This window comes from Archangium minus, from assembly GCF_044360475.1.
Classification (GTDB): domain Bacteria; phylum Myxococcota; class Myxococcia; order Myxococcales; family Myxococcaceae; genus Archangium; species Archangium minus.
Genome location: NZ_CP043494.1, coordinates 9,132,319 through 9,155,532, shown reverse-complemented (window position 1 = coordinate 9,155,532; position 23,214 = coordinate 9,132,319). Strand labels below are relative to the sequence as shown.

Genomic DNA, 23,214 nt, shown 5'->3' with positions numbered 1-23,214 from the left:
GCGTGACAGCGGGCGCGCACCATGATGTCGGAGGGAAGGTCCGCATTCCTACCGAAACAGTCACTTAGTCCCTCGGGCGGGAACCCGCCCCCTCTCCAAGGAGAGGCGAGGGTTCCACATCCGCCATCACGGCGGCTAGGCTCTCGGGCTTCAACGGCTCGTCCCGCCGCCATGATTCTAGCAACGCGGCGCGCGCCACCCGCTGGAAGAGATCTGAATACGAATAGGGAACGGGCCGCTCACTCTGCTTCACCAGCCGGTTGATGTCAGCCACCGTGTGTGGGCACCCCGTGAGGAGTTGTTCGAATATGCCCCGGCGCTCGGTGGCTCCCGGGCGGGAGAATTCGAGTACGAGCGCAGCGCGGCGTCGGACCGCGGGATCCAGCGCACCGATCCGGTTGGTGATCATCACGACTCCGAGCCGATGATCCTCCCGCTGCAGCAGGTCGAGCTGCTTGATGAGCACGTTGAGGCCCGCCCGATCCTCGTGGTGCGCCTGGAGCTCCGCGCGACTGAGCGCGAGATCGTCGGCCTCGTCAATGACGAGGAGCCCGTAGTCCTTACGAACTTTCGCTTTCGCCTGGGAGAAGGCGTCAGTGATACGAGCCGAGAGCTCGCCCACCATGCCGGTCCCACGGATGTCGGAGGGCGTCTCGAGCACCACCACCCTCGACCCCAGCTCTTTCGCCACGGGCGTGCCGACCGAGGTGGCGAGTGCGGTCTTCCCACAGCCCACCTCACCGCTCAAGATCACGAGCGGCGTTGACCGCCGGGCCGACTCCGCCAAGAGCAGTCCGTCCGGATGGTGGCGCTCCAACCACTTCTCGAGCCGCTCCGGCGCGAGCAGGAGCAGTAGCTCGTCCCGCAGCTGCTGCTTTTGCATGTCAATACCGAGGAGGCCATCAAAACGCTCCTGCGCCTGCTTCGAGGGATGCACCGATTCCAACAGGTTCAATGGAGCCATTACCAATCCCCCACGCGATTGCGAATGACGCCATACCCGTCGCATGAATAGGCGCGGTCCCGCGTCCTCTCTCCCTTCAGGTAGGTGGCGGGAGAGGTCCAGTTCCGCGCCTTGATCTCCGCCTCAATCTCGTCCGGCAGCGGGCTCTTGAACGACACGACAATTGAGGCCCTGGTGCCATTCGGGAACGCATAGAGCTGCATACCGCCCGACCGGCCCGCCTCCTGGATCGAGCCGTCATTGCTCACGTCGTAGTGGAACCCGCGGGTGGGCTGACCCGGCGCCTCAAGCTGGAGCTCGAAGCTGGAGATCACCTCGTTGGACAACATCCAGGTGAGATCATCCCGCCACTTCGCAGCCCTCTCGTGGGACGTGAACCCGCGCGTCGCGAGCCCCGTGATGTCCGCGAAGACGTGCTTCATCACCTCGCGGACCCGGGCCTCGGTGGCCGTAGAGCTCATCGATGCCGCCTGCGTTTGCGTGTACGTCACGAATTCTCCTCGCAGTAATGCTTGAAGGGATTGCCGAACAATTCGACGAGCGACTCCAGGCTCTCGCTGTCGTCGTCCCGGTGGTCCGCCGAGATGGCACGGTTGATGACGTCGAAGCCCTCTTCGAGCCAGTCTCCGAGTTCCTCGATCTGGAACGAGTTCCACTGCGAGACGATGTTGTTGTCGGCGTTGACGGGGTCGAGCACCGTCCAGAGCGCGTCGGACGACGCCGGGGGGTTGAGGCCGAAGTCGGCGAAGGCCACCAGCTCCCTCCGTCGCACCGTACCGGCGAGCAGATCGAACCAGCGCGCGAGGGTGCCCGCATATGTCTCCTCGACCGAGCAGCGGTCGTACGCATGCGCGCACAGCAGGTCGAGCAGGATGGACGGCACGTCCTCGATGACGCGGGCCTGGGCCTGACGGAACTCCCGCCACCACTTCAGCAAGCGGACGCACTCGTTGAAACGGACGCGGCCCGGCAGCTCATTGCTCGTACGATTGCGCCGGGTAACGAACTCGATGTGCTTCTGCACGGAGGTTCGGCGCCTCTTGCCGTCGCCGCGCAGCAGGATCTGCGCCTCGTCGTCCCCCGGGACCGCCAGCATGGGGACCAGGTCGTAGCGGAGCTTGCTAGCCGCGAAGTCCAGTTGAATGGAGCTCCTCGTTGGCTTTCGCTTCGTCTGCGGATAACAGGTGGCGGCGTAACGGGCGAAGCGTCCGAGGAGCTCGTCAATCTGCACGCCGTCCTCGTTCTTGGGCGAGATGACGAACGGCAGATCCACATCCTGCCCCTCGACCGACGAGTCACCCAATAGGTGTCTTCGCAAACCGGTCTTCTTGGCGAACGATCCGGAGTTTGGGGTGGATCGCACGGTCAGTCCGTCCTTCTCGGCTTGGTTGACAATCCGCTCTCGGATTTCACCTGACTGTTTGATGATGAGTTCATCCTTGTCGCCGCCGCGGATCCAGTCGACAAAGCTGCTCATCCGGCGGTGCAGGGTGCTGCGTGTGCTCAACTGTGTCATGTAACACCTTTCATGAGGGATGCATCGAGGGTCGCTCCGCCTGGATTCTCGCGACCTCCATCTGATTGACGGCGGGATTGAAGGCCCGCGGGCCTTGCGCGATACACGCCACCGATAAATGAGGCGGTCGCTCTTCAGGAGGTTGTAGACGTAGCAGGGCGACGGCGTGGTGGAGGCAGGGGTTGCATCTGGATGTCAGCCATCTTTTCGCCTCCTCGTTATTTGAAGATCTTGATGGAACGCCGGCCCTCGAATGCCGCCTGTAGGCTGAGCCGCCACTTGTAGCGGGGCCGCTCCGAGGGAAGGCCGTAGTTGTAGACGAAGCATTCAGGCAACCAGCTCGCAGTGAGCGCGTCCCCCAGGTAGAAGGCTAGACTCACGGGGACGGCAGCGAAGAGGTGCACGCTCTCCGGACGGCGAGCCGGGTCCCGGTTGGAGGTGATGTGCTTGTCGAGCGTCTCGCGAATCACCTGCACGTAGGCTTTGAGCTGCTCCTCGCGCCGCACGCTGCCCCGCCCTGTCGTCGCGAGCGCGAAATGCAGGTCCAACATCACGTCCGAGTCAGGAAGTACGTGCCGACAGTCATACAGGTCGACGAGTGCGGACACCGAAACGCAAATCCGGGCGGCCTTACCCGCCCCTCGCGTCTGCACGTCCACGTTCAGCGGCGGAGGTGGGGTGTCCGATCCGGGCTCCCACTGGAACCGGCCCGAGACGTATTCGAAGACGTGCACCTGGCGATTCTTCGCTAGGTATCCCGCCAGCACCGCCAACGGCACGAACGGGAAGCCGTAATAACCGATATCGGCATCCCGCTCCGCGAAGGTACGCCGGAGTTCGCCATCTCGCGCCGCCAACCGTCTCACCTCCGCCTCCAGGTTCCTCCAGTCGCGCTGTTCCAGCCCCACCGTTTGGTCGATGGCCACCACGCGAGGCTCCCGACCCGCGAAGAGCGTGGGCGCATCCGACGGCCCAGGCTGCTCGGTTGCCTGCTTGTAGGCCTCGTGGCGGATAAGAATGAGCGACCGTTGCGATGGAACCGGCGCGGGCGGCGGCTCGCTGGAGGAGGTGAGCCCGTCCTGGGCTCGGTCACATCCCTCTTCCGTCTGAGTCGATGAGTTCGACGGTGCATGCTGGAGCATCTCTCCCGCCGCCCCGGCGCGCATGTACAGGGCAGGGGTGCACCATTCGAATGAGTCAGGCACCTTCGACCGCATGGCCAGTCGGCCTTCGGTGACCGCGTCATCGATTGAGGCCCCCTCCGCGAAGCGGGTATAGAACTCTGCGGTGAATGCCATCGCCGCCCGATCGGAGATCGTGAACTGCATGGCGATGACCGCGGCGACTCCCTGGGAGACCAGTGCTCCCGCGACGCTCCCATGGCCATTGACCGACAGCGTCCCGCGCCCCGACTGGCACGCGTTGAGGACCACCAACTGCGGAGTGAGGGGGCCACTGAAGAGCTCCGCGACGTCCTTCGCGCGCAGCAGCGCGGGGTTCCCCATCTCATCCCGCAGGTAGACCCACCCGCTCCCGGTGTTCTCATCCACCTTGCCGTGCCCCATGAAGTGAAGCACGTGAGGGTTGAAGACGCGGAGCTTGCGCCGCAGTTCCTGGCGGGTGGGCATGTCCAGGGACTCGCATCGGACACCAGAGATGTTGGACAGGGCATCAGTGATGCTGTCCTGCTCCGCTTGGTACTGGAGACCGCCATACCCGCGCGCTCCTGCGCGCACCAGCAGCACTCGCAGAGGTGAAGCGAACGTCGGTGACCGGGCCGGTCGTGTCACATCCAGCCAGCGGACGATCGAGAGACGATGGTCCAATGCCGCGTGGCGAGCCGGGAAGACTTGGGGGATCCACAAGACGTCCCAGGGAAACTCGGCGAGCCACGCGAGTTCGGCGTCATCGGGATCGAAGTGCAGACAGAGGCGCAGACGCTGCTGTTGCTCTTCGGACGAGAAGAGCACGCCCAGCGAGGCAGTCAGGACGTCACGCACCTGACCCTGCGGGAAGATCGCCTCGTACAATTCCTCGCCGATCCGCGCGAGCTCACTATCGATCGCCGCGTCACGTGATCTCGACTGCAGCAACGCCGCCTGGATCTGGTGACACAGCTCCCGCAGGCGAGACACGTTCAGGCGCAGCGGCGTGGTCGCGCTGGTACTGCCGACGGGGGACGAGAGCACGGCCACCCGGTACAAATCCGGCCCGTTCTGCGTGACGCGTAGGTGGAATTCACTGTAGCTGTTCATGAAGTGCTCCGCGCAAAGCCAGCCGTCTTCAGGACTCGAGTCCTGGCGCAATTTCTTGTGGGTTCGTGCCCGAAAAGGTTTGCGACGAATTTTGGGCACGAGCGTGGCCGCGCGCCACCTGACTGATGTTTACGCGGGAGCGTAAACACTTTCCCGGAAATGATTGACGGGGGAATGCCTTTCCCGTTGTTAATTTGGGAGTGTCATGAACGGACTGAAATACAAGATCGTCGCAGAGACGAGCGCGCTCGCCGCGAAGTACAGCCAGAAGTTCAGTGGGGATCCTGAGGGCGAGTTGCGCGCTTGGCTCGAGATCGCGGCGCGCCGGGAAGCACTCGTGTACCAGGTATATGGCGAAGCGCAGCGCAAGGTGCGCCTGCCCGACCCGAAGAGTGGGGCGGAGCGCGCGGCCTGGGATACGTTGACGGAGATCTGGCAACAGGAGGCGATACACACGGAGTTTACACGTGCGCGCCTCGCCTCAGGGCTGTTGAGTCTCGGGGGCGGGCCGCTGGCACCCGCGGTGATTCAGGCCATCGGTGCGTTCGAGGGTCAACTGCTGTGCAACCTCACGCCGGCGCGGCCGACCTTGGGCCATGCCCTTTCTCGGCTTGTCGTCATGGCCGGAGCCGTGCTCGCCCCAGGCGCCGTGCCCGAGTTCACTCGGGAACTCGGCGCTATGAACGTGCGCGAGTTCTTCACGCTCGCGGCGACGTTGGAGCTGACTGCGAAGCAGGCCTACCGGCGGATGCACGACTTGTTGAGCTTGCTTCGGGCGAAGCGGGAGGAACCCTCCGTGCAGCTTCAAGGGCTCCAGCGCGAGTTGCATCGCGCGTACGTCGATGAGGATTTCCACGAGAGGGCCTTCTCCCGGATGACCACTTGGATGGACGCCGCCGGACGGTTCAAGCGAGAGTTGAGCGAGCCGGAGTACTTCCAGCAGATATGCGATCTGCTGCCACAGGCGTCCGAGCCCATCCGGGGGACCGAGCCGCGCAGGAATTCGACCTACGTGGTGACGGACGGAGGGATTGGCGCGCTCGCCAGGCGGCACGGCATCGAGCTCGTGGTGGTTCCGGAGGAGTAGTCCATGTTCAACGCGAGCAGTGAATGGTTAGACAGGATGCGGAGTGTCGGTGACCCCGGCGTGGACGAGCTGATCGCCGACCACGTCGCGACCCGGGGCCCGGAGTCGCTGGATCGCTTGCTGCGGGAGTTGTTTCGAACCCAGCGGGTGCCCGAGGCCGATCCATTGGTGCGTAGCTACCTGCCGGCGCTGCCCCGGATTGACCTCGTAGATCGGGACGTGATCGCCAGAGGGCAGCACCTCTTTGGTCTCTATGGACCGGAGGTTCTCATGATCCTGGGCTCCTATTCCCTGCCACTGGCCTACGCCGCGGGCCACGGTGTCCAAGTGGTTTATCGTTCACGCCGGCTGAAGGACGATCCCATCCGCCGTCTCTGCGACACGGCGCAGATGGTCGTAAATGTCATGCAGCCCGGTGAATTGGAGGAGGGAGGGGTGGGTTGGCTCGCGACGCGCAAGGTCCGGCTGATTCATGCGCTCGTGCGACGGCGGGTCCAGTTGGATGCCGCCAACCCCTGGCGCGCTGAGTGGGGGCTGCCGATCAATCAGGAGGATCAGGCTGGAACGTTGCTGACCTTCTCCATCGCTACCCTGCACGGGCTCAGGAGAATGGGGGCGAGGGTGACATCGGCGGAAGCGGACGCGTACATCGCGGCGTGGTCTGCGGTGGGGCGTCTCCTCGGAGTGGAACCCTCGCTTCTGCCCTCGAGCGAGGAGGAGGCGGCCCTCTTGGCGTTGCGGATCGGCGTGCGCCAAGTCCGCCCCACGCCGGAAGGACGTCAACTGACGGCGCAGTTGTTGAACTCAGTGCAGACGCTGTTCCCTGTCCCGGGATATGCCGCGAGCCTTACCCATTTCTTTCTCCAAGATACGGTCTTTGGAAAGAACGTGGCCGCGGCGCTGGAGCTCCCGAAGGCGAACTGGACGAGGTGGGTTGTGACGGTCAGGGCAGCCCAGAAGCGAACGATCCTGCGCTGGCTGGACTGGGTTCCGGGGGCGCGGCGACGTCGCAGTTGGGTGGCCAGACAGTTCGCCCAGCGCATGATTCTCCACAAGCGCCCGGATGCGGATACTCCCTTCGATGTGCCACAGGCCTTCAGGGGTCGTTGGGGCCTGCACGCGGACCGTTAGCGCCGTTGCGTTAGTTTGCTTTGGCACGGGCCGCGCCTCGGCAGACGTCCAGCAACTCCTTCCGGCTGCGGACGCCCAGCTTCGCCTTCGCTCGTCCCAGGAGCACGCGCACCGTTGAATGAGCGATCCCCAATTCGTAGGCGATCAGCTTGTCGTGGTGCCCGAGCTGGGCGTACCCGACGATCTCTTTCTCCCGCTTGCTCAAGAGCGCCGGGCCGGGTGCGGTGGGCTCGTTCTGGCGGGCGACGATGTAGCGCTCGCCGTTCTGCTCGATCTGGTCAACCAGCGACCAGCGCCCGGCCACGAGCGCCTTCCTGATCGCCAGGGATTTCTCCGGGTCCTTTGTCCGGAGGGGCCCCCGCGACTTCTCGAGCATCAGCACCGCGCGCCGCAATAAGTCGCGGGCGTGCTCGCTTCGCGCCTCCCCGGTCGCATCGTGGATCTTGCCGCTGGGGTCGAAGATGGCTTCGGGTTCGGCGTCGGCCCTCCCCGACGGGAGCCCCTTTAGCGCGTGTCGCAAGCGAACGGCTGTGGAGAGGTGAGCGGCGATGCGTCCCCATTGCCGCACCTGTGCCGCCGACGCCCGGGTGAGCCGCGACCGGCCCGCGTGAAATCCACAGCCCCGTCCGGAGGGCTCGGCGGCGGTGATCCATAAGGAGTCGTACATCCCGAACTTCTGGGCGTACTGCTTCATGTGCGGCTCATCCAAGAACCCCCGCCGCATTCCCATCATCTGGCTGCCGGTGATGCAGGGCCCCATGCGGAAGGGCCGTTGGCGGATTTCGGGATCCATGGTCTGGAAGATGGTCGGGTAGATCGCCGCGAGCTTGTCCGGAATGCCCAGATGGCACCGTTGCACCACCTCCGGCAGGCCATCTCCCGGCCGGTAGAACTCGAAGGCGGCCACTCCGAAGCCGTCGTCGAGATGAGGAAGCACCACCTCTGCAAGCCCCGCCAACCACGTGGCGTCCTCCAACTCCACGCGGTAGGCGGCCTCCACGATGCTCAGTAGATCAGCTTTGGCCATGCGACTGCTCCTGGGCAGACCTCAATCATACGACAGTCGGGCGTCGGCGTGGCTTGATCCGCTAGGGTTCCCTCAAGTGGGGGCAGAGCCGAAGAGGGAAGAGGCGAGCGGGCCAGAGGAGACAGCGGAGAGGGTGGGGCCTGAGAAGGAGCGCATGCCGCGAGTGGATGGGGCCGGGCCATTGTGGAGCACCTGGGATTGCCCACGTCGAGGACGAGAGTGGCTCCAGCGTAGCGTGTGCCTGAAGAGGGCTGCGCCCGGCGCACAGCCCTGGCGTCACCCCTCAGCGGCCTTCCTCGCCCCCTCCGCTCCATCCCCCACCCCATCCTGCCTATACGCGAGAGGGGCCGCAGACAGGGGCCGCCCGAGTTGTGCGCCCGGGCAGGGACAGGCCGCGCAGCCCCTTGGGGGAAGCGCTTGCCTATTCCACGAGCCTCGGGTTGCGCTCCAGCTGGAAGAAGAAGGTCGACACCTCTCCTCCCACCGTCACCGCGCGGGTCTGGGTGATGTAGCCCTGCTTCGAGACGACCAGCGTATAGGCGCCGGGCGGGACGTTCGTGAACCGGAAGTAGCCAGAGTCGTTGTCGATCATGGTGCTGTACGCCGTGCCCTCGAGCGTCAGGGTGACGCCCACGGGCGAGCCGTTGTCCGACAGGTAGACGATGCCATCCAGGCTGGGCTCCACGATGACCGGCAGGGTCAACGGCTCCACGACCGTGTCCTCTATCACCGCCAGCACCTTGCTCCGCTCCTCATAGCCGTCCTTCGAGGCCAACAGGAAGTAGGCGCCCGACGTCACCCCTTCGAAGACGAAGCGTCCCTGGGCGTCCGTGGTGGTGCTGAAGGCCGTGTCCTCGAGAATCACCGTGATGCCCTCGTGCGAGGATGCCCCCTCCAGTTGGACGGTGCCGGACACCTTGTGCTTGATGCGCTTGAGGGTGATGGAGACGTCCGTCGTCTCCCCTTGCTTCACCTCCACCTCCAGTTGCTGGACCTCGTAGCCCGGATGGACGGTCACGAGCGTCTGAGAGCCCGCCTTCAAGTTCTTGAGGGTGAAGTGTCCCTGCACGTCCGCGAGGGCGGTGGCCCTCGTGTCGAGGGATTCGACCTCCACGCCCTCGGGCGACGCGCCGTCGTCCAACGTCACAGTGCCGGTTATCGTCCCGGTGCTGACTGCGTCATCGACCTCGTCGTCGGATCCGCAGCCCTGCACGGCAATCACGGCCATCAGGAGCGCCACGAGCGCTCCCCTTCGATTCGTTCGCATGTGTTGTGTCCTTCCCTGGTGGATGCGCCCCGGGGACCGGCGCATGGCCCTTCCACGTGGGAGAACGAAGCCCCACAGTGTTTCGGCCGGCCCCCTGGACGGGGGGGAGCGTCCAGAAATTCACACGCGCTCCCTCAAGAGGGGGCAGAGCCGAAGCGGGAAGAGGCGAGAGGGCCAGAGGAGACAGCGGAGAGGGTGGAGCCTGAGACGGAGCGCACGCCGCCATGGCGAACCAGAGAAGAAGACGCGGCTCGCGATGGAGGCGAAGCTCAGTTCAGTGCACCGCTGCGTACCGCCGCGATGCGGTCCACCAGATGCCGGGCATCTTGCGCCACGCCGGAAAAGCGCCCGGAGCCCCAGGTGTGCAGCCAGGGCAGGCCGAGGAAGTACAGACCGGGCATGGCGGTGACGCCGCGCACGTGGCTCGGCTGACCGCGGCCGTTGAATACCGGCAGGTCGATCCAGGTGAAGTCCGGGCGGAAACCAATGCACCAGATGACCGCGGCGAGGCCATCGACTGGCAAGGTGGTGCGCTCCTCGGACGGCCGCCAGACCGGCTGGTAGACCGAACCCGGCGGTGCCGAGATGCCGCGTTCCTGGATGTACTTGTCGATGCTGGCGTTGATTCGGTTGTAGACGGCGTCGGCGTTGTCCAGGTTGGCGGCCAGGTCTGGCGCGAAACGCAGTGTTCCACCCTCCAGCCCCTCCAGCCGCCCATGGAGTTGCATTCCTTGCATGGCGAACACGCGCAGGTCGATGTCGCGCCCGCCATCCCGCCCTGTGACATAGTGATTGGTATTGTCGCGCACTCCCTCGCGCAAGGGGTGCTTGTCCACGCTGATGGCGTAGTAACCCATGTCCTCCAGCCAGGCGACCACGTCCCTGCCGCGGTAGAAGCGCGCACAGCGAGGTGCCTCACCCACTGCCAGATGGACCTGGCGGCCAGCCAGGTGCAGATCCTCGGCGATCTGTGCGCCGGATTGCCCGGAGCCCACCACCAGCACGGGACCCGCCGGCAGGCTCTGGGGATTGCGGTACTGCGCGGAATGCAGTTGGTGGATGGACGGCGGCAGTCGCTCAGCGAAGCGCGGGATGAGCGGTGTGTGGTAGCCGCCGGTGGCGACGATGACCTGATCGGCGCTGAGCTCCCCGGCGCTGGTCATCACCTGATAGCCTCCTTCGGCGCGCGCGGCGAGCCGCTGCACCGTGACGCCTTCGCGGGCCGGTGGCCGCACCGTCGCGATGAAGCCGTCCAGGTAGGCGATGACCTCGTCCTTTTTCATGAAGCCATGTGGATCAGCACCCCGGTAGGGAGCACCGGGTAGTGCACACTGCCAGTTGGGGGTGACCAGGGTAAAACTGTCCCAGCGCTGCTCGCGCCAGGTATGGGTGAGGGTGCGGCTCTCCAGGACCAGGTGGTTGATGTCTCGCTGCTGGAGGTAATAGCTGGCGGACAGACCGGCCTGCCCGCCACCGATGACGATGACGTTGTGATGGGACATGGGATGATCCTTTGGGGCGAGGCCTCGCAGTCGTGTCAGACCTGATCGGCGCCGTGGGTGTGCAGGTCGAGCACCTCGACGCGGGCTTTGCGGGCCGGGTATTGGCGGGCCAGCACGCGGAGGTGGGCGAGGCTGTCCATCGCCGAGCTGCAGTAGAATCCGCGGACCTGCTTGACGCGCTCGGACGCCGCGTTGAACGCGGTTTCGGCGCGGGAGAGGAAGTCCGCCAGCGGGTAGCTGTGGCCGGCCTTGAAGTGCTCGTAGACGATCGTGGAAGGAGAGTAGATGGTGCTTTCCTGGCCATCAGGCCAGCGCAGCTTGATGTTCACGGCGGGCATTTCAGTGATCCTCGGGCAGGGGCGGGCAAGCGAAGCCGGTGAAGGGCCTCTCCCGCAGGTTCCAAAATTCAGCGCGTTGGCCGGAGTGCTCGACCACCAGTCGTGCGCTGGCATCGAGTTGGCCGATGGCGGCGCAGTGCACGCCCTCGGCGGCGAAGGTGGCCTCCACGTATGGCCAATCCGCGGCGTCCAGGGTCATCAGGAAGCCGTAGCTCGGGAAGACTTGCAGCCAGCGCTCCAATGGGGCTCCGGCCGGACATGGCAGGGCGTCGAGATCGATCCGGGCGCCACAGCCGGTGGGTTCCAGCAGCATCAGCAGGGTGCCGAGGATGCCGGCGTTGCTGATGTCCTTGGCGGCGCGCAGGCGGCCGGCCTCGGCGAGGGTCGGCAGCAGTTCCAGTCTGGCCCGCAGGCGCTCGTCCGGCACCCCTTCGAAGGCCTTCCAGTAGGGCGCATCGCCATGCCAGTGGCCATCGAGGTCGACGGCCATCGCCAGCAACTGGCCGGGTGCCGCGTGGAGGGTCGAGAGCAGCGTTCGCGCCCAGCCCGTGATCGCCACGGCGAGGCAGACCGGATGGCCCGGTGCCTGGTGGGTGTGGCCGCCAGCGAGGCGCACGCCGTAGGCGGCACAGGCTGCTTCCATTCCGGCGAGCAGTTGCTCTGCGGCGGCCGCGTCGTGGTGCCAGTAGGCATTGACTACCGCCTGGGCACGGCCACCCATGGCGGCGATGTCGCTGACGTTGGCCATCACGGCGGACCAGCCCGCGAACCAGGGGGCCTGCTCCACGAAGGCGGGCAACATGCCTTCCATGGCGAGGAGCTGGTATCCGTCGCCACAGCGGAACGCGGCGGTATCGTCCCCCGGTTGCATGTAGCGCTCCTCCCCCTTCCCGGGCGGGCCGACGAGGCGCCGGGCCGGATGCTGGAGGGCCTGTTTGGCGCGCATCGCCGGCGTCTCGCGCAGACGCGCCAGCAGCGTGGCGAGCTCAGCCATGACGGTGCTCCTCGCGGGACGATGAGCCGCTCTGCCGTGGCAGGATGGGGTAGCGCTCCAGCTCCGCCTGCATCAGGACGTGAGGCTGGCCGAGCAGCTCCATGCGTTCCAGGCTGCGCCAGTGCAAGCGCTGGAACCAGGTCTCGTTGGCCGCTTGCACGGTGGCGCGGAAGGTATGGCAGCCGAGGTCCTTGGCCCGTGCCACCGCTTCGTTCACCAGTGCCTGGCCGATCTGCGCATGGCGGCGGTAGTCCCGCGCCACGCAGAGCCTGCCGCCGTACCAGAGGCCGTCTTTGTCCTCGTAGATGCGCACCGCGCCGACCACCCGGTCGGCCATGCCGCAGGCGTGGGCCACGGCGATGATGGGGATGGCCTGGAAATCCCGGGTGTCGCGGTCCTGTTCCAGCAGTCGCTGCTCACCGACGAAGACCGCGCGGCGCAGGGCATAATAATCGGCGCGTTCCCAGGCCTCGCTGGCGGGTTTGATCCGCAGGTCGTCGGCGCGCCAGGGCTCGAAGGTATCTGCCACCAGAGCGAAGGAGGCACTCATCACTCATACCCCTTGAGCGCCGAGCAGGCCCCGCATTTCGCGCAGCCGGCCTTGATGCGTTCCGAGTGCAGTCCGTGACGGCGCAGGCTGACGCCCAGACGTGAGTAGAGCCGCTGCATGAACGCGCTGTCGGGCTTGGGGTGGTGGGCGAGCGGGGTGCCATCGATGGGGACGAACGGCACCACGAAGGGATACACCCCGAGCGCGGCCAGACGCTCGCCCATGGCGGCGATGGCGTCTTCGCTGTCGCCCAGGCCGGCGAGGATGTAGGTGCTCACCTGGCCGCGACCGAAGACCGAGACGGCGGCCGCGAAGGCATCGAAGTAACGCGTCAGCGGCACTCCGGCCTTGCCCGGCATGATCCGCTGGCGGACCTCGTCGGTGACCGCCTCCAGATGCATGCCGAGCGACACCACGCCGCTGTCCGCCAGACGTTGGAACCACGCATTGTCGTCCGGCGGCTCGCATTGAGCCTGGATCGGCAGGTTCACCGCGGCAGTTACCGCGGCGGCGGATTCACAGAGGATGGCGGCGCCGCGATCCGGGGTCTGGGGTGTGCCGGTGGTCATCACCATGTGCTTGACGCCGTCCAGTTCCACCGCCGCCCGGGCCACTTCGGCGAGCTGGGCCGGGCGCTTGCGGGCGATGGTCTTGCCGGCGGCCAGCGATTGGCCGATGGCGCAGAACTGACAGGCGGTGGCGGCCTCGTTCATGCGGATGCAGTGCTGGAGCACCGTGGTGGCCAGCACGTCGCGGCTGTGCAGGGTGGCGAGCTTCCAGTAGGGAGTGCCGTCGGCGGTCGTGAGGCCGTAGAAGCGTGGTACCCCCGGCAGTTGCACCTCGCCCACTGGAAGGCCCTCGCGGAAGATCAGCGCCTGCGTGCCGCTTTCGTCGGGCACGGCGGAGTAGGGCGAGTCCAGCGAGGCGCGGTTGAGCATTGGCACCATGGCCGTGCGCTCGCCCAGGCTGAGTGCCTTGTGATCAGAAGGCCCGGCGCCACCCTTGCGAGACAGGCCGTCGGCGCCCTGCCAGCGGACGCCATGGCATTGCAGCTCGACGAGCAGGTCGTTGGCCGGCAGTGGCTCGACCGGAAGGGTTTCACCGACGGACATGGTTGGCCTCCTCGAGGGGCTCGCGGCGTTCCTGGACGTGCGCGGTGGCTCGGCGGTCAATCAGCAGGCTGAGCAGCTCCGGACGGCTGTAGTGGCCGACCGAGTCCATCATGCGTTTGCGCTTGTCGATCAGCGTGAGATCGAGATCGGCGATCACCACCCCTTCGCCGCCGCGCAGTGGTTCGCCGAGGAGCTTGCCTTCCGGTGAGACGATGGCGGTGAAGCAGCCACCGGAGATGGGTCCAATCGCGCAACCGGTGTCCTCCATGAGCCGCGCCTGTTGTTCCGGGCTGAGCCATGCGGTGGCGTTGACCACGAAGCAGCCGGATTCCAGCGCGTGGTGGCGGATGGTGACCGCGATCTGCTCGGCGAAGATCTCTCCCACCAGCGAGCCGGGGAACATCGCCGCGTGGATCTGCTCGCCATCGGCCATCAGCGCGTAGCGTGCTAGCGGGTTGTAGTGTTCCCAGCAGGCCAGAGAGCCGATCCGGCCGACGCGACTGTCCACCGCGCACAGGCCAGAGCCGTCGCCTTGGCCCCAGACCATGCGCTCATGGTAGGTCGGGGTGATCTTGCGGCGGCGCTGGATGAGTCGGCCGTCGGCATCGAACAGCAATTGGGCATTGTACAGGGTGCCGCCGTCGCGCTCGTTGACGCCCAGTGACACCACCATGCCCGCCTCGCGACAGGCCTCGCCGATGCGCTCGGTGACGGCGGAAGGCACGCTCACCGACTCGTTCATCAGGCGCAGGTGTTCCTTGCCCATGGCCAGAGGGGCCTGGACGTAGGAGAAGTAGGGGTAGTAAGGCACCACGGTTTCGGGAAAGACCGCGAACTGCACGCCGTCTCGGCCCAGTTCGAGGATCTGCGCGCAGATCTTCGCGACAGTGGCTTCACGGCTGTAGAGCACCGGGCTGAGCTGCACGGCGGCGGCACGAATGCTGGACATGGCGGAAGGTCCTTGCTGGAAATGGCGGCCCCCCTCCCGCGTCGCGGGAGGGGGGTGGAAGGAAGCTCAGGTCGTCCAGGTGTCGATGATCAGCGCGCCTTCGCGGCGCATCAGCAGGCGCAGGTCCATCACGTCCAGCGGATTGATCGGGCGAATGCCCTCGATCAACGCCTTCTCGGTCTGTCCGTAGAGCGCCTGCAGGGCGAAGCGGCACGCATACACCTCGCCGCCTTCCTTCATGAAGGCCTTGAGCTGGTTGTTCACCGCCATGTGCCCCGGGAAGGCCTCCGCGCCCAGTGTCGGAAAGCCCCGCTGTACGCCCAGCTGCACGCCGGGGCCGTACAGCAGCACCTTGGTGTCGAAGCCCTTGCGCAACAGGCGCTTGGCCTGGAGCACGTTGACCAGGGCAATGGAGCCTTCAAAGGCGATGGTGTGGAAGGTGATCAAGGCTTTTTCGCCGGCCTTGGCCTTGACGTCCTCGAAGACCTTCTCCTCGTAGTTGACGAGGAAATCGCCATCCTTATAGGCGGGAATATCAACGCTTGGCATTGCAATGTCTCCAGCGGTTGTGGCGCGCGCCGGATCCGGCGGCTCCAGGGGTTCGGTGGAGGTGATTGCGAGGGACGTGCCAGGACGGCCGGCTGCCCTCTTTCCGGGGAGTATCCTCCTGGAATCAATGCGTTGGACCGTCCGGGCGGAGGTTCACGTCCCGCCCCGGCACTACGAAAAGCCGTATATTTACGAGATTTCGTAGTGTTTTATACGAACTCCCGTAGGTGTGTACGAATGGATGAGCTCGACTACATCTCTGGCGGTACCCAGCTCGTGTATTCCGCTCGGCACATGGCCTTCGAACATTGCAGCGAGGCCATTGTGGTGCTCAATCCCCAGGCAGACCGCTTCGAGGATCTCAACGTTGCCGCCAGCCACCTGCTCGGCTATACGCGCCTGGAGTTGCTGACCCTGCCGGCAACGGAAATCCTTGGTCACCCATTGCCGGACCTGGTGGCCTTCACCCAGTCAGCCATGGAGCACGGCAGTGCCTGGAGCGACCGCTTCACCTGCCGGCGGGGGGATGGTGAGTACCTGCAGGTGGAGGTCTCCGCGATCCCTATTGCTTTCAAGGGCCGGCCACTCCTGGTGCTGACTCTGCGTGGCCATCGCCGCGAACGCTTCCATCAGGACAATGCACAGACCGAACAGGCCATGCGCGGCGGGCTCATCGAGTGGCGCGATGTCTTCAAGCTGTTCCAGGAGAACGAGCGTGGCAATCAGCTGTTGCTCAGCGCGGTGGGCGACGGAATCTACAGCATCGACAGCCAGGGTCTGGCCACGTTCGTCAACCCGGCTGCGGCGCGCATGTTCGGCTGGAGTGTGGAGGAGATGCTCGGCAAGAACGTCCACCTCATGCATCACCACAGCCACACCGATGGCCGCCCCTATTCCGTGGAGGATTGCCCCATCTACCAGGCGGTCCGCGATGGACGGGTCCACGAGGGCCGCCAGGAGGTGTTCTGGCGCCGCGACGGCAGTGCCTTTCCGGTGGAGTTCACCAGTACCCCGGTGATCGTGGACGACGGGATCATCGGCGCGGTGGTGGTGTTCCGCGACATCACCGAGCGGCGTAACACCGAACTGCAGCTCCAAAAGGCCCTGGCCGAGCTGCGGGCGCTCAAGGAGCGATTGGAAGAGCAGAACGCCTATCTGCAGGAGGAGATCAGTACCGAGCACCAGTACCGCGACATCGTCGGCCGCAGTGCACCGATCATGAAGATCATCCATCAGATAGACGTGGTGGGTCCCACCGATGCCAACGTGCTGATTCATGGCGAGTCCGGCACGGGCAAGGAGCTGATCGCCCGGGCCATCCATCAGGCCAGCCAGCGCCGCGACCATCCGCTGATCCGGGTGAACTGCGCGGCGGTCCCCGCCGAGCTGTTCGAGAGCGAGTTCTTCGGCCATCTGCGCGGCGCCTTCACCGGGGCGGTACGCGACCGCATCGGCCGCTTCGAGCTGGCCGACGGTGGCACCCTGTTTCTCGATGAGATCGGCGAAATCCCCCTGGAGTTGCAGAGCAAGCTGCTGCGGGTGCTCCAGGAAGGCCAGTTCGAGCGGGTCGGCGAGGAGCGTACCCGGAGCGTGAACGTGCGCATCATCGCCGCGACCAATCGTGACCTGCGCGCCGAAGTGGCGGCCAGGCGATTCCGCGAGGATCTGTTCTTCCGCCTCAACGTCTTCCCCATCCATTCACCGAGTCTGCGCGAGCGTCGCTCGGACATTCCCTTGCTGGCGGTGCATTTCATCGAGCAGATCGGTGCGCGGCTGAAACTGCCGGGGCGGCGGCTGAGCAAGGGCGACATGGCGAGGCTGCAAGGTTACGACTGGCCAGGCAACATTCGAGAGTTGCAGAACGTCATCGAGCGGGCGTTGATCACCTCGCGGGGCAAGGAGCTGAACATCGACCTGCCCGTGATTGGTGCCCAGGTCCACCAGGAACCGGCGGAGCCCCGGCGGATCCTCACCGAGGCTCAGCTCCGCGAACTCGAACGCGACAACCTGCGTGCGGCGCTGGAAGCCTGTGGTGGCAAGCAGTTTGGGAAGGGGGGCGCCGCCGAGCTGCTGGGTATCAAGCCCACCACCCTGGCGTCACGATTGAAAAAGCTGAGCGTGGTCAGCTGAACGCTGGATTCGTGAGCCTGCCCAGGCGTGGTGGCTCCTTATGATGGTTGGAGTTGACGCGTCCGCTCCGGCTCGCTGACGCGTCAACTCCGGCGCGTGACACGTCAATCTCAACCTGTCACCTCACCTCCTGGAAGGATCGCCGGACGAGGGGCGGCCTACGGACGGGCCGTCCCTTTTTCTCGTCGTCGCCTCCGACGTTGCTGCACGGGGGCTCGGACCTGGGATAGCTTGTGAAGCCCCATTCACCTGGAGTCTGTATGCGCAACTGGATGAAGCAGCTCGGTACAGGTCTCGGCCTCTTCTTCACCGTGGGTACCGCGTCGACGGCCCTCGCCTACCCTCCGCAGTGCATCGATGTCTGCTCGTGCATCAGCAGCTGTGCCGCGCCTTGCTACGAGGGCACCTCCTACCGGACCACCTGTGGGGAGTGGCTCTGCGTGGATTACTGTCGGGCCACCTCTCCCCAGGCCTCTGTCTCCTCCACCCAGGAGCAGCAGGACGCCCAGGAGCAGCAGGACGCCTCCGAGGACGTCTGCAGCGAGCAGGCTCAGCACTCTACTTCCATGAAGAGCTGAGTCCACGCCTCACACGAGGCCTGCTCGGACCTTCATGCTGCTCGAGGTGTGAGCGCCAGCTTTTTGAGCAGGCTTCTCTGCGTCGACGGCGACCGCCAGGCAAAGTCGCCTGGCAGGCCGAGACGCAGCGCCGCCAGCCAGGCGGGAGCGTTGCGGTCGCGCCAGTGGTCAGCGAGCCGGCCGGCGGAGGTCAGCGCCAGACGGTCGATCGCGGTCAGGTCCCATTCCTTCCCGAGCTCCAGTCTCTTCCGGACCACCGGCGGGAGGAGCGCGACCGCGCCGCGAGCCATCGCGCGGTGCAGGAAGCGCGGCATGGACGGCGCCGCACGGCCCGATTCGATGATGTTCAGGAACTCAAGGTTGATCGGGTGCGGCTCGAAACCTGGCAGCAGCCCTTCCATCATCGCGACGAACTCGGCTTCCGACCCAACGCTCTGCGTGACGCCGTAGAGCTCGGCGATCGGCTTGCCGTCCGCGAAGAAGCGCACCTGCTCCTCCGGCGAGAGCGGACGAACGAAGGTGTGGTAGGCCTTGAAGAAGCCATAGGCCGCGGTCGCGAAGACCCAATTGAGCAGCACTGGGTCGAGTGCACGGTACGACTGGCCATTGGGGGTCTCACCCGACACGCGCGCGTGCATCTTCGTGACGCCGGCGATCACCTTGCGCGCCACCGAGGCGGGACCATACACCCCCACCATCGCCGCGACCCCGGTCCGTCGCGAGCGTCCGATCGGATCCACCTTGTAGACCGAGTGGTCCCAGACTCCGCTGCGGATCCGCGGGTCGGCGAACTCGAGCAGCACGGCTGCCACCCCGCCGATGCTCATGGCGATTGGGTTGCGGTAGACCCGCCACTGCACTGAGTCCGGCGGGACCAACGACGGCTCTCCGGCGGGGGAGAGATAGTCGATCTTCCACTCGCGTGCGGCCGCCCGCTTCGCTGCTTGCGTAGTCGCTGCTTCGCGCTCAGCCGGTACCGACTCGGGTAAAGCCATATCGTCACCCCTATCAGTTGATATATTTCGTATATCAGGTGATAGGCTCCGCTGCAACAGCCCTCCCTGCCTATATGACGGACCATGAGCCTCGAGACCAAAAGCCGCCTGACGCCGACGGAGATGACCCGGGCCCGGATCCTTGAGGCGGGCATGCGCTGTTTTGCGCGTGAGGGCTTCGCGGGCGCCACCACCCGGATGATTGCCGCCGAGGCGGGGGTCACGCTCCCGGTGATCGCCTACCACTTCGGCAACAAGGAGGGGCTGCACCGCGCTTGCGCGCAGGAGATCATCGAGCAGTACAGCCGCCGGCTGTTGCCGCTGGTGAGCGCCGCTCGCGAGGCCGCGAACAAGGGGTCACTCTCGGCCACGGAAGCGCGGGACTGGCTGGACCGTATCCTCGACGCGCTCGTCGAGGCGATCACCGCCGATGCCGAGCAACGGCTCACCACCGATTTCGTGCTGCGCGAGATGAGCGAGCAGGGCCCGGGCTATGCGTTGCTGTTCGAGGGGCTGTGGAGCCCCGGCATCGGTCTGGTCGCCGACCTGCTGGCCATCGCGCGCAAGCTCCGCCCCGGGAGGGAGGAGGAGCGCGCGGGCGCGGTGATGCTGCTTGCCTCACTCTCCGCCTTCACGACGATAGAGCCCGTGGCGCTCGCTGTCCTCGGGTGGGAGCGGCTTGACGGGACCCGCCGCGAGACCGTGACGGCCCTCGCGAAGCGCCTGCTGGACGGTCTCGTCGGGCGCTGACGCCACGAGTCAAGTCGCTGGCCACGGGGGTGCACCTCACAGGGCGAGGACTTGCAACGCGGAATCAGTCAGTGAAAGGCTTTGTCCGCTTCCTTCATCCGCCACCGGCGTATTGATGCTCCCCACCGCTTCCTGGTCGAGCCGGCTCGTCCTGGCTCTGCTCACGCTCCATCTCTCGAGCGCGTGTAAACCGAATCCTCCACCGCCGCCCGCCTCGGATACGACGCCTCCGTCGAGCCGGGCTACTCCGAATGGAGGAACCTTCAAGGAGAACATCTCCGTGACGCTGCTCTGCGATGACGGCGCGGGCAGCGGCTGCGACGCCACGTACTACACCACCGATGGCTCCACGCCCTCCGCGAGCTCGCCGCGCTACAGCGAGCCCCTCACCCTCACTACCCACACCACGCTGAAGTTCTTCTCCGTGGACAAGGCCGGCAACACCGAGCCCGCGCAGACGGCGGCCTACATCTTCCCGACGTCGATTCCATCGGTGTCCGCCTCGCCCGCGGGCGGCATCTACCGCACCGCGCGGGAGGTCACCCTCACCTGTACCGACACTGCCTCGGGCAGCGGGTGCGCCTCCATCCTCTACACCACCGATGGCAGTGTGCCGGACACGGGCTCGGCCACGTACACCGCGCCGCTCACCTTCTCCTCCAACACCACCCTCAAATTCGTGGGGGTGGGCCCGTTTGGCAACAAGAGCGCAGTGCAGACGGAGGTGTACCTCTTCGACACGAGCGCGCCCACCACCACGGCCACCCCGGCGGGCGGCACGTATCACTCCCAGCAAAGCATCACCTTGACCTGTGCCGACTCCGGCGGCAGTGAGTGCGCGGCCACGTACTACACACTCGACGGCAGCACGCCCACCACGAGCTCGACGCGCTACACCGGAGCCCCCATCTCCTTCACCGGCTACGTCACGCTGCGATTCTTCTCCGTGGACAACGCCAACAATGCGGAGAGCCCGAAGAGCGAGCCCTACGTCATCTCCACTCCGGCCAACACCTCGGCGCAGATCGCCACCATCCGCTCCAGGCCGGACGGGGCCATCAGCGACCCCATCGAAGGGGCGCTCGTCACCTACACGAAGCCAGTCACGGGGGCCGATCCGGCGGGCTTCTTCCTCCAGTCGGAGAAGAACGGTCCTGCGATCTTCGTCGCGGCCGACTTCGCCCGCCTGGGCGTCGAGGCGGGCGACCGCATGACACTCCGCGCCATCGAGAAGACGATGTTCAACGGGATGGTTCAGATCTCCAAGTTCGACAACTGGATCTTCTACAAGACAAGGACGCCGGTGGAGTTCCTCCTCAACGACGTGAGCGGCATCGACCTCGTGACGAAGCTGAACGACTACGAGAGCGAGCTCATCTCCATCACCGGCACCGTGACCAGCCCTCTCGCCTCGGCCGGAAGCGGCAACGTCGCGGCGAACTTCGTGACCCTGGGCAACCCCGCCAGCGATCCCAACCTCAAGCTGCGCCTGCCCACCCGGGTGGCGGACGCGCTCGACGTGACGCAAGACTGCTCCGTCACCACGAAGGCGCCCCTGTGGCGGTTCAACACGCAGGCCCAGCCATCCGCCTGGGTGGACAGCGATCTCACCATCCTGTCGTGCCCCGGTCCCAAGGTGATGGGTGCCGTGGCGGGTGGCAGCACGAGCGTGACGGTGAGCTTCGACCGGAAGCTCGACCCTGACAGCGTGCTCGCCGACGGCAGCCAGTTCACCTTCGACAACGGCCTGGTGGCTTCGGCCGCCATCGTCTCGGGCCGCCTGGTCCAGCTCACCACCTCCACGCAGGCGCCAAACACGGTCTATACGGTGACGGTGGCCTCCGGCGTGAAGGACACCCGGGGCAGTGACCTCCAGACGGCGGCCCATCGCGCCACCTTCACCACCGGGGCGGGCATCACGCCCGCCGTGCTGAGGCTCACCGAGGTCGCCCCTGGTATCAACCTTGGAAAGGATCTGGTGGAGTTGCTCGTGGTGCAGGGAGGCACCGTGGACAAGTTCACCCTGATGCAGGGCGCGAGCACCATCCTGGCCACCTTCCCGAATGTGTTGGTGTCCACGGGTGACATCATCGTCGTCCACCTCAAGCCCACTACGGCTCCCGTTGACGCGCCCGCCTCCGAAACCAGCAGCAAGAGCGAGTTCGCTCAAAGCGTCTACGGCGCCAACTACGACAGCGCCTGGGACTTCCTCGGGGGCCCCATCAACGAGATTGGCTACTCCCAGCGCGTGCTGCGCGTGCGCGACGCCACGGGTGTCACTCAGGATGGCGCGTCCTTCTACCGGCCACCGGGCGGCGGTGGTGGTGGTGTCACCAGTGACTTCTACGCACAGCTCCAGTCACTCCAGGACGAGGGGCACTGGCTGCCGGTCAACTGCGGTGGAGTCCCCTGCTCCGGCACATCCACCCCCACGGGAGCGGAGGTATCCGTCGACTGGGCCAACCTCCCGACCACCAAGAACATCACGGTCCGCCGCGTGTTCGCGATGGACAACAACACGGCCACTGACTGGGCCGTGGGGGCTTCCTCGTTCAGGTTGCCCAACCCGTAATCCGCGGTAACCACGGGGCGGGGCCGGACACTCCGGCTCCTCCCCCGTTCCTGGGGTTCAGGATGGCGCACACCCTGCTGCAGGGAAGGGAGGGATGGTGTCCGCGGGGAAGGTGTCAAAGGATTCGTTCTGAGGGCCTTCAACAAATCGTCTGACATCTGCCCGGAGACAGCCTCGGCATTGTGGGGCCAACTTCACCCTTACACGGGATACTAGGGATGCCGCGAATCTACAAACCGGGCTCGTTCTTGAGAATCCCCCTTACCGATGGTTCTTTCGGTTACGGCAGAGTGCTCAAACTGCCGCATGATGCCTATTACGATTACAGGACCGATACTCCAGATTCAGATCTGGATCGGATTGCCTCTAAGAGGGTGTTGAACAGAGGCGGTCAGGCAAGCCGGCGTAGCATGAGCTTTATCATGCCCAGGTGGATGAAAGCTTCGGAAGACTCCTCCTTGCGCTAAATGAAGCGCCCGCTGCCGGACGGTACGACGCACCTGCTCTTCACCGGGCTGGAACTTTTACGGCGTGTGGCGTCCCTGGTGCCTCCGCCTCGGGCAAACCTCACAAGGTTCCACGGCGTCTTCGCTCCAGGCGCGCGACTGCGGCCATTTCTGGACCCCCAAGCAGGAGAGGAGGAGGCGAGCGTGGAGCCCCAGGCAGCTGCGAGGCAGGAAAAGAGGAAGGAGGGGAGGGCGCGAGTGGACTGGGCAGGGCGACGACGAAGGACCTTCGCGGTGGAGGTGTTGGCCTGAGTGAGGAGTGGAGGCAGGCGGAGAGTGCTGGCGTACGTGAAGGAAGCGGGAGGGTGAGAGCGATTGTGGAGCACCTGGGCCTGCCCAGGGCAGGTGCGAGGCTGGCCCCGGCGCGAGGGTCCCCCCAGGCCGCGTGGTGTTGAGGCTGACGCCTCCCCAGAGGCAAAAGGCCCAGTCACCTACCGCGCAC

At 65.7% G+C, this 23,214-nt stretch carries 22 protein-coding genes; 8 read left to right on the top strand and 14 right to left on the bottom strand.

Features of this window, described 5'->3' with window-relative positions:
- Positions 1-64: 64 nt before the first annotated feature.
- From F0U60_RS37190 to F0U60_RS37175, 4 genes are all read right to left on the bottom strand, one after another.
- Positions 65-964 carry an ATP-binding protein gene (locus tag F0U60_RS37190; protein WP_395806798.1) on the bottom strand — a complete coding sequence of 300 codons (900 nt, stop codon included), beginning with the start codon at positions 962-964 and terminating at the stop codon, positions 65-67.
- Positions 964-1,455, bottom strand: a complete 492-nt coding sequence (locus F0U60_RS37185; RefSeq protein WP_395806797.1) for a hypothetical protein — start codon at positions 1,453-1,455, stop codon at positions 964-966. The genes F0U60_RS37190 and F0U60_RS37185 overlap by 1 nt, the downstream gene beginning before the upstream one ends.
- On the bottom strand, positions 1,452-2,480 hold the full coding sequence (locus tag F0U60_RS37180) for a CBASS oligonucleotide cyclase (RefSeq protein ID WP_395806796.1): 1,029 nt from the start codon (positions 2,478-2,480) through the stop codon (positions 1,452-1,454). Before F0U60_RS37180 ends, F0U60_RS37185 begins: the two co-directional genes overlap by 4 nt.
- 218 nt (positions 2,481-2,698) lie before the next feature.
- Positions 2,699-4,735 (bottom strand): CHAT domain-containing protein, encoded by a 2,037-nt coding sequence (locus F0U60_RS37175; protein ID WP_395806795.1) that lies wholly within the window; start codon positions 4,733-4,735, stop codon positions 2,699-2,701.
- Between the two features lie 205 nt (positions 4,736-4,940).
- Between F0U60_RS37175 and F0U60_RS37170 the strand changes: the two genes are divergently transcribed.
- Together F0U60_RS37170 and F0U60_RS37165 are read left to right on the top strand one after the other, a co-directional pair.
- Positions 4,941-5,822, top strand: coding sequence for a hypothetical protein (locus F0U60_RS37170; RefSeq protein ID WP_395806794.1), 882 nt, complete (start codon positions 4,941-4,943; stop codon positions 5,820-5,822).
- 3 nt (positions 5,823-5,825) lie between these two features.
- The gene (locus F0U60_RS37165) at positions 5,826-6,953 is read left to right on the top strand and encodes an oxygenase MpaB family protein (RefSeq protein ID WP_395806793.1); all 1,128 of its coding nucleotides are present in this window, start codon (positions 5,826-5,828) and stop codon (positions 6,951-6,953) included.
- Between the two features lie 10 nt (positions 6,954-6,963).
- Here F0U60_RS37165 and F0U60_RS37160 read toward each other — a convergent pair whose 3' ends face one another.
- From F0U60_RS37160 to F0U60_RS37120, 9 genes are all read right to left on the bottom strand, one after another.
- Positions 6,964-7,980 (bottom strand): LuxR C-terminal-related transcriptional regulator, encoded by a 1,017-nt coding sequence (locus tag F0U60_RS37160; RefSeq protein ID WP_395806792.1) that lies wholly within the window; start codon positions 7,978-7,980, stop codon positions 6,964-6,966.
- A gap of 421 nt (positions 7,981-8,401) precedes the next feature.
- Positions 8,402-9,247, bottom strand: a complete 846-nt coding sequence (locus tag F0U60_RS37155; protein WP_395806791.1) for a collagen binding domain-containing protein — start codon at positions 9,245-9,247, stop codon at positions 8,402-8,404.
- 269 nt (positions 9,248-9,516) lie between these two features.
- Entirely contained in the window at positions 9,517-10,749 is a 1,233-nt protein-coding gene (locus tag F0U60_RS37150; protein ID WP_395806790.1) for an MSMEG_0569 family flavin-dependent oxidoreductase, read from the bottom strand.
- Positions 10,750-10,784: 35 nt separating this feature from the next.
- Positions 10,785-11,087: an MSMEG_0570 family nitrogen starvation response protein gene (locus tag F0U60_RS37145; protein ID WP_395806789.1), complete on the bottom strand. Its 303-nt coding sequence runs from the start codon at positions 11,085-11,087 to the stop codon at positions 10,785-10,787.
- Position 11,088: 1 nt separating this feature from the next.
- Positions 11,089-12,081 carry a sll0787 family AIR synthase-like protein gene (locus F0U60_RS37140; RefSeq protein ID WP_395806788.1) on the bottom strand — a complete coding sequence of 331 codons (993 nt, stop codon included), beginning with the start codon at positions 12,079-12,081 and terminating at the stop codon, positions 11,089-11,091.
- Positions 12,074-12,631, bottom strand: coding sequence for an MSMEG_0567/Sll0786 family nitrogen starvation N-acetyltransferase (locus F0U60_RS37135; protein WP_395806787.1), 558 nt, complete (start codon positions 12,629-12,631; stop codon positions 12,074-12,076). The genes F0U60_RS37140 and F0U60_RS37135 overlap by 8 nt, the downstream gene beginning before the upstream one ends.
- Positions 12,631-13,743, bottom strand: a complete 1,113-nt coding sequence (locus F0U60_RS37130) for an MSMEG_0568 family radical SAM protein (protein WP_395806786.1) — start codon at positions 13,741-13,743, stop codon at positions 12,631-12,633. The genes F0U60_RS37135 and F0U60_RS37130 overlap by 1 nt, the downstream gene beginning before the upstream one ends.
- The gene (locus F0U60_RS37125; protein ID WP_395806785.1) at positions 13,730-14,692 is read right to left on the bottom strand and encodes a Nit6803 family nitrilase; all 963 of its coding nucleotides are present in this window, start codon (positions 14,690-14,692) and stop codon (positions 13,730-13,732) included. The genes F0U60_RS37130 and F0U60_RS37125 overlap by 14 nt, the downstream gene beginning before the upstream one ends.
- Positions 14,693-14,758: 66 nt before the next feature.
- Positions 14,759-15,241, bottom strand: a complete 483-nt coding sequence (locus tag F0U60_RS37120; RefSeq protein ID WP_395806784.1) for an MSMEG_0572/Sll0783 family nitrogen starvation response protein — start codon at positions 15,239-15,241, stop codon at positions 14,759-14,761.
- Between the two features lie 237 nt (positions 15,242-15,478).
- Here F0U60_RS37120 and F0U60_RS37115 point away from each other — a divergent pair, with 237 nt between their 5' ends.
- Together F0U60_RS37115 and F0U60_RS37110 are read left to right on the top strand one after the other, a co-directional pair.
- Positions 15,479-17,371 carry a sigma 54-interacting transcriptional regulator gene (locus F0U60_RS37115; RefSeq protein WP_395806783.1) on the top strand — a complete coding sequence of 631 codons (1,893 nt, stop codon included), beginning with the start codon at positions 15,479-15,481 and terminating at the stop codon, positions 17,369-17,371.
- 260 nt (positions 17,372-17,631) lie between these two features.
- Positions 17,632-17,949, top strand: coding sequence for a hypothetical protein (locus F0U60_RS37110; protein WP_395806782.1), 318 nt, complete (start codon positions 17,632-17,634; stop codon positions 17,947-17,949).
- Positions 17,950-17,981: 32 nt separating this feature from the next.
- On the opposite strand, the gene F0U60_RS37105 is transcribed toward F0U60_RS37110, so the two are convergent.
- Positions 17,982-18,944 (bottom strand): oxygenase MpaB family protein, encoded by a 963-nt coding sequence (locus F0U60_RS37105; protein WP_395806781.1) that lies wholly within the window; start codon positions 18,942-18,944, stop codon positions 17,982-17,984.
- 84 nt (positions 18,945-19,028) lie between these two features.
- Between F0U60_RS37105 and F0U60_RS37100 the strand changes: the two genes are divergently transcribed.
- The 4 genes from F0U60_RS37100 to F0U60_RS37085 all read left to right on the top strand — a co-directional run bounded on the left by F0U60_RS37100 (position 19,029) and on the right by F0U60_RS37085 (position 23,024).
- Positions 19,029-19,694, top strand: a complete 666-nt coding sequence (locus F0U60_RS37100; protein ID WP_395806780.1) for a TetR/AcrR family transcriptional regulator — start codon at positions 19,029-19,031, stop codon at positions 19,692-19,694.
- Positions 19,695-19,809: 115 nt separating this feature from the next.
- Complete coding sequence (locus F0U60_RS37095) at positions 19,810-22,266, top strand: chitobiase/beta-hexosaminidase C-terminal domain-containing protein (protein WP_395806779.1); 2,457 nt, start codon at positions 19,810-19,812, stop codon at positions 22,264-22,266.
- Between the two features lie 218 nt (positions 22,267-22,484).
- A complete protein-coding gene (locus tag F0U60_RS37090; RefSeq protein ID WP_395806778.1) occupies positions 22,485-22,733 on the top strand; it encodes an Imm26 family immunity protein in 249 nt (82 codons plus the stop codon).
- Complete coding sequence (locus tag F0U60_RS37085) at positions 22,734-23,024, top strand: transposase (protein ID WP_395806777.1); 291 nt, start codon at positions 22,734-22,736, stop codon at positions 23,022-23,024. It begins immediately after the preceding gene.
- The last annotated feature ends 190 nt before the right edge of the window (positions 23,025-23,214 follow it).

Excerpts from the sequence above, each read along its gene's own strand:
- F0U60_RS37190 (WP_395806798.1), bottom strand. The coding sequence starts at position 964 with ATGGCTCCATTGAACCTGTTGGAATCGGTGCATCCCTCGAAGCAGGCG.
- F0U60_RS37180 (WP_395806796.1), bottom strand. The coding sequence starts at position 2,480 with ATGACACAGTTGAGCACACGCAGCACCCTGCACCGCCGGATGAGCAGC.
- F0U60_RS37175 (WP_395806795.1), bottom strand. The coding sequence starts at position 4,735 with ATGAACAGCTACAGTGAATTCCACCTACGCGTCACGCAGAACGGGCCG.
- F0U60_RS37170 (WP_395806794.1), top strand. The coding sequence starts at position 4,941 with ATGAACGGACTGAAATACAAGATCGTCGCAGAGACGAGCGCGCTCGCC.
- F0U60_RS37165 (WP_395806793.1), top strand. The coding sequence starts at position 5,826 with ATGTTCAACGCGAGCAGTGAATGGTTAGACAGGATGCGGAGTGTCGGT.
- F0U60_RS37160 (WP_395806792.1), bottom strand. The coding sequence starts at position 7,980 with ATGGCCAAAGCTGATCTACTGAGCATCGTGGAGGCCGCCTACCGCGTG.
- F0U60_RS37155 (WP_395806791.1), bottom strand. The coding sequence starts at position 9,247 with ATGCGAACGAATCGAAGGGGAGCGCTCGTGGCGCTCCTGATGGCCGTG.
- F0U60_RS37150 (WP_395806790.1), bottom strand. The coding sequence starts at position 10,749 with ATGTCCCATCACAACGTCATCGTCATCGGTGGCGGGCAGGCCGGTCTG.
- F0U60_RS37145 (WP_395806789.1), bottom strand. The coding sequence starts at position 11,087 with ATGCCCGCCGTGAACATCAAGCTGCGCTGGCCTGATGGCCAGGAAAGC.
- F0U60_RS37140 (WP_395806788.1), bottom strand. The coding sequence starts at position 12,081 with ATGGCTGAGCTCGCCACGCTGCTGGCGCGTCTGCGCGAGACGCCGGCG.
- F0U60_RS37135 (WP_395806787.1), bottom strand. The coding sequence starts at position 12,631 with ATGAGTGCCTCCTTCGCTCTGGTGGCAGATACCTTCGAGCCCTGGCGC.
- F0U60_RS37130 (WP_395806786.1), bottom strand. The coding sequence starts at position 13,743 with ATGTCCGTCGGTGAAACCCTTCCGGTCGAGCCACTGCCGGCCAACGAC.
- F0U60_RS37125 (WP_395806785.1), bottom strand. The coding sequence starts at position 14,692 with ATGTCCAGCATTCGTGCCGCCGCCGTGCAGCTCAGCCCGGTGCTCTAC.
- F0U60_RS37120 (WP_395806784.1), bottom strand. The coding sequence starts at position 15,241 with ATGCCAAGCGTTGATATTCCCGCCTATAAGGATGGCGATTTCCTCGTC.
- F0U60_RS37115 (WP_395806783.1), top strand. The coding sequence starts at position 15,479 with ATGGATGAGCTCGACTACATCTCTGGCGGTACCCAGCTCGTGTATTCC.
- F0U60_RS37110 (WP_395806782.1), top strand. The coding sequence starts at position 17,632 with ATGCGCAACTGGATGAAGCAGCTCGGTACAGGTCTCGGCCTCTTCTTC.
- F0U60_RS37105 (WP_395806781.1), bottom strand. The coding sequence starts at position 18,944 with ATGGCTTTACCCGAGTCGGTACCGGCTGAGCGCGAAGCAGCGACTACG.
- F0U60_RS37100 (WP_395806780.1), top strand. The coding sequence starts at position 19,029 with ATGAGCCTCGAGACCAAAAGCCGCCTGACGCCGACGGAGATGACCCGG.
- F0U60_RS37095 (WP_395806779.1), top strand. The coding sequence starts at position 19,810 with ATGCTCCCCACCGCTTCCTGGTCGAGCCGGCTCGTCCTGGCTCTGCTC.
- F0U60_RS37090 (WP_395806778.1), top strand. The coding sequence starts at position 22,485 with ATGCCGCGAATCTACAAACCGGGCTCGTTCTTGAGAATCCCCCTTACC.
- F0U60_RS37085 (WP_395806777.1), top strand. The coding sequence starts at position 22,734 with ATGAAGCGCCCGCTGCCGGACGGTACGACGCACCTGCTCTTCACCGGG.